The sequence below is a fragment of the Synechococcus sp. R6-5 genome, from assembly GCF_047461775.1.
In the GTDB taxonomy this organism is placed as follows: Bacteria; Cyanobacteriota; Cyanobacteriia; order Thermostichales; family Thermostichaceae; genus Thermostichus.
On record NZ_JANSHV010000022.1, the window covers coordinates 1 to 7,571 of the forward strand.

At 60.3% G+C, this 7,571-nt stretch carries 5 protein-coding genes; 3 read left to right on the top strand and 2 right to left on the bottom strand.

All coding sequences use genetic code 11. From position 1 onward, the window contains the following. Window positions 1-174: 174 nt before the first annotated feature. Together NW818_RS01400 and NW818_RS01405 are read right to left on the bottom strand one after the other, a co-directional pair. A complete protein-coding gene (locus NW818_RS01400) occupies window positions 175-2,313 on the bottom strand; it encodes an FAD-dependent oxidoreductase (protein ID WP_414423629.1) in 2,139 nt (712 codons plus the stop codon). A gap of 32 nt (window positions 2,314-2,345) precedes the next feature. Further along, complete coding sequence (locus tag NW818_RS01405) at window positions 2,346-3,047, bottom strand: molybdenum cofactor guanylyltransferase (RefSeq protein ID WP_414423630.1); 702 nt, start codon at window positions 3,045-3,047, stop codon at window positions 2,346-2,348. Between the two features lie 77 nt (window positions 3,048-3,124). Here NW818_RS01405 and NW818_RS01410 point away from each other — a divergent pair, with 77 nt between their 5' ends. The 3 genes from NW818_RS01410 (at window position 3,125) to NW818_RS01420 (ending at window position 7,508) form a co-directional block, all read left to right on the top strand. Continuing rightward, the gene (locus tag NW818_RS01410; protein WP_011432039.1) at window positions 3,125-3,409 is read left to right on the top strand and encodes a DUF2103 domain-containing protein; all 285 of its coding nucleotides are present in this window, start codon (window positions 3,125-3,127) and stop codon (window positions 3,407-3,409) included. 108 nt (window positions 3,410-3,517) lie between these two features. Continuing rightward, a complete protein-coding gene (locus tag NW818_RS01415) occupies window positions 3,518-4,960 on the top strand; it encodes a TIGR03279 family radical SAM protein (protein WP_414423631.1) in 1,443 nt (480 codons plus the stop codon). A 4-nt stretch (window positions 4,961-4,964) separates the two neighbouring features. After that, window positions 4,965-7,508 carry a UPF0182 family protein gene (locus tag NW818_RS01420; protein ID WP_414423632.1) on the top strand — a complete coding sequence of 848 codons (2,544 nt, stop codon included), beginning with the start codon at window positions 4,965-4,967 and terminating at the stop codon, window positions 7,506-7,508. Window positions 7,509-7,571: the final 63 nt, after the last annotated feature.

Genomic DNA, 7,571 nt, shown 5'->3' on the forward strand with positions numbered 1-7,571 from the left:
GGGGTCAAGCCTCGGAAACACGATTTTTGTATCCCCCAGTTTGTGAACAGGCTGTATTGTCACCTGCCTTTTCTGCAGACATTGAAGCAGACATTGAAGATTGTGACTTGAGGCAAGCAAAAGCACAGGCATCAAAAAACTGGCGTGGCCGCATTCTCCGACCGCGCCACCAGCTCAAGCCCTCTCCTCTATCCAAGTTGGTATTGTGTCTTGGGTCTTTTCTTGAGTGGGGGGGAGTTGAAACTGAATGCGCGGCTGCCCTACCCCATAGGTGAGGGTGTAGCTCCACTGCAGGCAGCGCAGCCACAGGCGGGGGTAACGCGCTTCTAGCCAGGGCTGCAGGCGACGCAGCAGATTTGGAAGCCAGCCCCTGAACAAAGCAGAGGTCAAGGCCAGGCCGGTATAGCTGAAGTAGGTGGGTAGCCACTGGGCAAAGCCTTTGGCCCCTACGGCCTCCCAGATCCACAGCAGCAGCCGTGGGTTTTGCAGGGCAGCTTTGATGGCCATGCGGTTAAAGGCCAGCCAGCCAGCCCGGTCTTTGATGAAATCGTCCACCACCTCCGGCGGCTCGGTGGCGAGAATGCCAAAAAAGCTGTTGAGGGTGGCATTGATGCGCTCGGGGGGCAGCACCTTGCCGGTGGGCACCATCATCCCCCGCGAGAAGAGCCAGGTGACGGCCGAGTTGCCCTGGTAGGCCCGGATCTGGGCTAAGTCCGCCGCCCTGAGCAGGTCGTGGCGCAGCGCCGTATCCAGCAGATCGCACAGGCGGGGGCAGTTGCGCACCAGGGATCCAAAGCCGGTAAAGCTAAGGGGCGATTGCATAGCCGCCGCATCCCCTATGAGCAGTATCCGGTCAAAGGGTTCCGAAGACTCCGCCCCGCTGCCGCGAACAGGGTGCCGGGGCTGGCCAAATCGTCCGGGGATATAGCCGAAGGTCGCTTTTTTCCACTGCAAGCGCTCTGGGTCGCAGCGGCGGTATTCCGGCAGAATAGTGAAAAAATCTTCGTACAGTTCCAGCAGGGATCCGGGGTTTTCCGGATGCACCTGGTGGTAGTGGAACAGATAAAAGGTAAGATCTTCGCCTGGGCCGGGGAACAGCTCCCAAATGAGTTGCCGACCGCGGCTGATGTCCCCGTGGCTGGCCAGAATGTCCCCAAACTGGGGATCCCATACCCCTGGCTCAAACCCCCCCGCAATGGTAGCCCCCACCGTGGGGCAGACGCTATCAAAAGCCCGATGGCGGTAAAGCTGCTGGGCAATGGGAGAGACTGTTCCCATAGCATCCACCACAAGGCGGGATCCCAGCCGAAACTCCTCGCCGGTGGGCAAATCCTTCAAAACCAGCGTGACGCCTTGTTCGCCAACATAGGCCCGCTGAAACTCGGTGCGCTCGTAGATAGCTCCCCCGCAGGAAGTGAGGATTTGGCCACAGAGCTGCAATAGCTTTTCCGCATCAATGGCCAGATTGAGTACCGTGGGCGTGTGCAGGACAGGGGCGCGAACCGGGCTATTGCCGTCAAAAAACTTGTTGAACCCATCTGTATATTCCCGCAGGATCAAGCTCTCCATCTGCTCGGCGCTCAAAAGGCCCAAATCCACCAGGGTTTGCAGCTCCCGCCGGGAGATGTTCCACTCGCGGTTCATGCGGCCAAAAGGGAGTCGCTCCACCAAGGCCACGCGGTAGCCCAAGCGAGCCATGGCCGCTCCATAGATGGCTCCCAGCGCTCCTCCCACGATGGCCAGATCCCACTCCACTGGGGCCGGCTCAGGGCCAGGCTGGCGAAACAAGACCGGCTGAGCAGGGCGGTGGGCTGCGTGGCAATGTTGCACTTCTTCCCGCCAGCGCTTTTCCCACCAGTACACCCGCTGCAGGTCAAATTCTCCATTGGGGATCCGCCGAAAATACTTCACCGTTTGCGGGTAGAAAGGCTCAAGCTGATCGAAGATGGATCCCCGGTTCAGGTCGATCTGGGGCAACTGCGGGTAGCGGTGGGGAAATTGGCTTTGGATGGCCTGTTCCAGCTCTCCCAGCCAGCGAGCTTGGCGGGGGAAGGGCTGTTCCGACCACTGGAACACCTTGAGATAGGTAGTGTTCAGCCCCGACCACAAGAAGAGGGCCAGCTCAGCGCCGGATCCCTGTAAGCGCAAGCCTGTGGGGGTGAGAACCTTCTGGCTGCCTTGGGGCAGGGGGATACACTCCTGTAGCCAGCGCAGCACTTGAGCACTATCGGGGCAAGGGATCTCGCGGTAGTAAAGGGAAGTAAGCACGGCGCCGAGATAAGAAACCGAGCAAATCTTTACCCATTGTGACATGAGGGGATCCCTCCCTTTGCTGATCCCAGGGATCACCCCCTACCCAGGTTTCCCCCCAGCTGCAGATCTGCAGGGGTGTTGCAATTGGTGAGCATCCTCTCAAGGGACTCCGTCCCGCTGTCGGGAACGGTCAGGGGCAGGATGGCTGTTGGCACCTGGGACAACCAGCCCTGAAAGGATCTTCCTCCTGCCTGCAAGAAACTCTCCAGAGAACCTAGCTGCGCCAGGCGATAGAAGCCACACAGGGGCTCCCAGCCCCGCTGACTTTTGGGCAGGGCGGCCACCGTCTGAGGGGGCAGGGTGGCAAGGCGCTGTCGCCAATCCCCAAGAACCTGCTCCTGCAAGCAGGGCAGATCGCAGGCCAGCAGCAGGATCCACGCCGGGGGAGCAGCCAAGGTTTGTAGCCGCCGGATCCCCTCTTGAAAGGCCAGCAGCGGGCCTCGGTGTTGCTCCGCAATGCTGTCCCGACCACGTGGGTCTTGCCCGACCAGGGGGGGAACGTTTTCCCGCCAGAGGTGCCAACCGGGATCCACCACCGACGCATAGCGCTCCGGCCAGGGGGTGAGGATGTAAACCGCGTCGGCGCAGGCTGCTGCCACCTGAGCCACCCGTCGCAGCAGGGGGATCCCATCCCAAAGCACCAGGGCTTTGTCGGATCCCATGCGGCGGCTGTTGCCCCCGGCCAAGATCAGAGCCACGACCGCAGGCGGGGAATCTTCAGGCATTTTGGACATCCAGTTTTCCACAACGAGCAGCAGGTATTTGTGGAGGAATAGGATAGGGATCCCATCCTCTCCTCACTCTAGCCGCTATGTCTGAGCCCTCTGGTCGTCTGGTTTGGAACCACTCTACCCATATCTCAGGGTTGATCCCTGTTTTGGAACGCCTGACCCGGCAGGCGGGCATTAAAACCGTGACGCCGGGCGCTCTGTCCTGCAGCCGTGGGCGGATCCCCCAGTTGCAGTTGCGGGTTTCGGTGCCGATCCGGGGCGGGTACAAGCTGGTGGCCCGCAAGGGAAGCAGCGTGCAAGAGGTGTTTGTGGTAACGGATCTCAGCCAAACCGAGCTAGAGGCGGCTATTCTCCGCTGTTTGTAGTCAACTGTTTGTAGTCAACCGAGCCTCGTTATTGCTCCGCAACGCTGTCCCGACCCAGAACTTCGTCCTGCTGGGGCAAATGGCACATCAGTTGAGGATGAGTTAGCTATGTCTCGTGCTAGTCTCAAGCCCGCCCGTATCAGCGCTGTTTTACCCGGATCCCTGGCAGCAGAAGTGGGCATCCAACCTGGAGAGGCCCTGGTCAGCATCAACGGCGAACGCCCCCGCGATCTCATCGACTACCGCTTCCTGATCGCTGAGGAGTGTGTAAGCCTGGAGATCTTGAATAGCCAAGGGATCCCGCGCACAGTTGAGCTGGAGAAGGGAATCGACGAGGATCTGGGGCTAGAGTTTGAGACAGCCCTGTTCGATGGCCTGATCCAGTGCGCCAACGCTTGCCCCTTTTGCTTCATCGACCAACAACCTCCGGAAATGCGGGCAACGCTGCACCTCAAGGACGACGACTACCGCCTCAGCTTTCTCTACGGCAGCTACCTCACCCTCACCAACTTGCCTGCTGCCGAATGGGAGCGCATCGCTCGCCTGCGCCTTTCTCCCCTCTACGTGTCAGTGCATGCTACCGACCCGGAGCTGCGCAGCCGCTTGCTCAAAAACCCGCGGGCTGGCCTGATTTTGGAGCAGTTGGCCTGGTTTCGCCAGCATCGCTTGCAACTGCACGCACAGGTGGTGGTCTGCCCAGGCTGGAACGATGGGGATCACCTCACCCGCACACTCCTCGATTTGGCCGCCTTTCGCCGGCCCGTAGACGGGATCCCCACCGTCCTCTCGGCAGCAGTGGTGCCGGTGGGGTTGACGCGCTTTCGCCCCCCTGGTGATGAGCTGGTTCCTGTCGATGCGGCCAAGGCCCGAGAAGTGATCCGGCAGGTGGAAACTTTGCAGGTCGGGTTTCGGCAAACATTGGGATCCACCTTTGCCTGGCTGGCCGATGAGTGGTATCTGCTGGCCGGGCGGGAACTGCCACCGGCAGAGCACTATGAAGATTACCCGCAGCTGGGGAACGGGGTAGGCTCCCTGCGGCTTTTCCTCAGCCAGTTCGAGCAGCTCAAACTGCCGCCTGAGCTCCCTTCTCCCCTCAAGGTTCTGTGGGTGGTGGGCAATGCCGTAGAGCAAGCCTTCCAGCCTGTGGTGGAGCAGATGAACCGCATCCGCGGGCTGCAGTTGGATCTTTTGCCTATTGCCAGCCAATTTTGGGGACAAACCCTGACGGTAACCGGGCTGCTGACGGGCCAAGATGTCTTGAATGCCTTGAAATCGGTTGAAAACTTGGCGGCCTACGATGGGCTGCTGCTACCTCAGATTGCCCTTAAGGATGGGGAGCGCTTTTTGGACGATCTGACCTGGCAAGAGGTGCAGGCCCAGGTGGGGATCCCGGTGGTGCGGGTGGACGGCGGGCCGGCAGGCTTGGTGCAGGCGGTGCAACAGCTAGAACAGGGCTATGCCTACGGCACCCTGTGTTGTTCCGCAACGCTCGGGCGAAGGGAAACTGCACCGCTGACGCGACCAAGAACAGCTTTGAGCCGAGGATCCTGAGGCGATGCAGAGGTTGCGGCGAGGATTGTTTCTGCTGCTGGGGGTGGGGCTGGGGATCCTGGCCATCACGGGCTTGGCGGCTTTCTACGTAGATCTGGCTTGGTTTGCCGAGCTGCATGCTCTGCCGGTGCTGTGGACGCGGGTGATTGCCCGCTGGGGGCTGGGCCTGGGCGCTTTCCTCTTTGCCCTGGCGGTGACGGGATCCAACATCTGCTCCTGCTGGCGGGGGGCAACCTTGACCGGGGCCTGGGCGATTGCCACAGGTTTGAGTGTTTTCTTTGCTTGGTCTCTTTCCAATCACTGGTTCACGCTGTTGCTCTGGCTGAACCAGGGGCCCGTCGGGGAGTCGGATCCCATTTTCAACCGCGATCTCAGTTTTTTTCTCTTCAGCCTGCCTTTCTGGGAGACGGTGCAGCATTGGTGCTTCAACCTGGTGCTGCTCACCTTGGTTACCGTTGTCCTCATCTACTTGGTGGAGCTGGGGCTTTCCGAGCAACGGCTGACCTTGGCCCTTTCTCTCTATGCCCAGCGGCACTTGCTGATCCTGGGGGGATCCCTGTTTCTCATTCGGGCTTGGGGCCATTGGCTGGATCGCTACGAGCTGCTCTATTCCACCCGCGGCGTTGTGTTTGGGGCCGGTTTTGCCGATGTGCATGCAACTCTGCCGGCCACGACCTTGATGAGCGGGGTGGCGGGCTTGACGGCAGTGGGGTTCTGGGTTTTGGCCCGCCAAGGGATCCGCCTCAACCTTCCTTTCCTCAAGTCCTGGTGCCCTTCCTGGGCCAGCTCTCTCCTGGCGCCGGCCATCCTCTGGGGAGCCTACCTGGGGTTTGGGCTGCTGACCACCCAACTTTATCCCCAACTGGTGCAGACCTTCTTGGTCACCCCCAACGAGCTGGAGCTGGAGCGCCCCTACATCGAGGACAACATCCGTTTTACCCGTGCTGGCTTTGGCCTGGCCGATGTCGAAGTCCAACCCTTCCCGGAAGGGGGATCCCTGACCTGGGAGATCCTGCAGCAGAATCAATCCACCCTGAGCAACGTGCGCCTCTGGGATGCGGATCCCCTATTGGCCACCTACCGCCAACTGCAAGAAATCCGCCCCTACTACCAATTTCCCTATGTGAATGTGGATCGCTACCGCATTGGGGGAGAATTGCGCCAAGTCATGCATGCCGCCCGCGAGCTGGACTTTGCCCAGGTACCCCCCGCCGCCCAAACCTGGGTTAACCGGCGGTTTTTCTACACCCACGGCTATGGCCTCACCCTCAGCCCGGTGAATGTGGTGACCCCTGAGGGCCTGCCGGATTTTTTCCTATCGGATATCCCGCCGCGGGTTTCTCCCCGCTACCCTGAGGTGGCCTCCGTCTTGCGGGTGGAGCAGCCGGCCCTCTACTATGGCGAGCTGACCACCACCGATGTTTTCGTGGGCGCTGAGGCGCGGGAGTTGGACTACCCTGCAGCAGAGCGCTATGTGTACAGCAGCTATCAGGGCAGCGGTGGCGTGCCCATTCCCCACCTCTGGCAGCGGTTTCTCTACGCCTGGCATTTTGGCGATCTGCGCATCCTTCTCAGCCGCGAGCTATCTTCTACCACCCGCTTTCTCTATCGCCGCCAAATCCGCGAGCGCATCCGTCGGGTGATGCCCTTTTTGCTCTACGACCGGGATCCCTACCTGGTCATTCAAGGCGGCAAGCTCTACTGGTTTTTCGATGCCTATACCACCAGCAGCCGCTACCCCTACTCGGAGCACCTGCCCGGCTTTCCCTTCAACTACATCCGCAACTCGGTCAAGGCGGTGATGGACGCCTACAACGGCAGCATCGATTGGTACATTGCCGACCCTCGGGATCCCCTCATCCAAGCCTACGCCCGCATCTACCCCACCCTCTTCAAGCCTCTGGAGGCAATGCCGGAGCCGCTGCGGCAACACATCCGCTATCCCCAAGACCTCTTCCGCCTGCAAGCGCAGCAGTTTGCCACCTACCACATGACGGATCCCCGCCTCTTCTACAACCGCGAGGATCAATGGCAGATCCCCGGCCAGTTCCGCAATCGACGGCGCATTCCCATGCAGCCGCAGTATCTCATTCTCACCTTGCCGAGGGATCCCCAAGGGGTTGCAAACCACACTCCTGAGTTCGTCCTCCTCTCCCCCTATGCCCCTGTTAACAAGCAGAACATGGTGGCTTGGATAGCGGCCCGCTGCGACGGGGAAAACTACGGCAAGCTCCTGGTGTACGAGTTTTCCAAGCAACGGCTCATCTATGGCCCGGAACAGGTGGAAGCACGGGTCAATCAGGATCCCTTGATCTCCGAGCAAATTTCCCTCTGGAACCAGCATGGGTCGCGGGTGAACCTGGGCACGCTGCTGGTCATTCCTATCGAGACTTCTTTGCTCTATGTTCAGCCCCTTTACATCGAAGCAGAACAGGGCCGCTTGCCTCAGCTCACCCGGGTGATCGCTGCCTACGAAGACCGGGTGGTGATGGAACCGACTCTCGGCCAGGCCTTAGAAGCCCTCTTTCTGCCGAGGGGCAGCCGATAGAGAAAGGGATCCCCTCCTCATTTTTGAGGCAGGTAGTTGACGAAACTTAACGGATGTTTTAAG

Excerpts from the sequence above, each read along its gene's own strand:
- NW818_RS01400 (WP_414423629.1), bottom strand. The coding sequence starts at position 2,313 with ATGTCACAATGGGTAAAGATTTGCTCGGTTTCTTATCTCGGCGCCGTG.
- NW818_RS01405 (WP_414423630.1), bottom strand. The coding sequence starts at position 3,047 with ATGTCCAAAATGCCTGAAGATTCCCCGCCTGCGGTCGTGGCTCTGATC.
- NW818_RS01410 (WP_011432039.1), top strand. The coding sequence starts at position 3,125 with ATGTCTGAGCCCTCTGGTCGTCTGGTTTGGAACCACTCTACCCATATC.
- NW818_RS01415 (WP_414423631.1), top strand. The coding sequence starts at position 3,518 with ATGTCTCGTGCTAGTCTCAAGCCCGCCCGTATCAGCGCTGTTTTACCC.
- NW818_RS01420 (WP_414423632.1), top strand. The coding sequence starts at position 4,965 with ATGCAGAGGTTGCGGCGAGGATTGTTTCTGCTGCTGGGGGTGGGGCTG.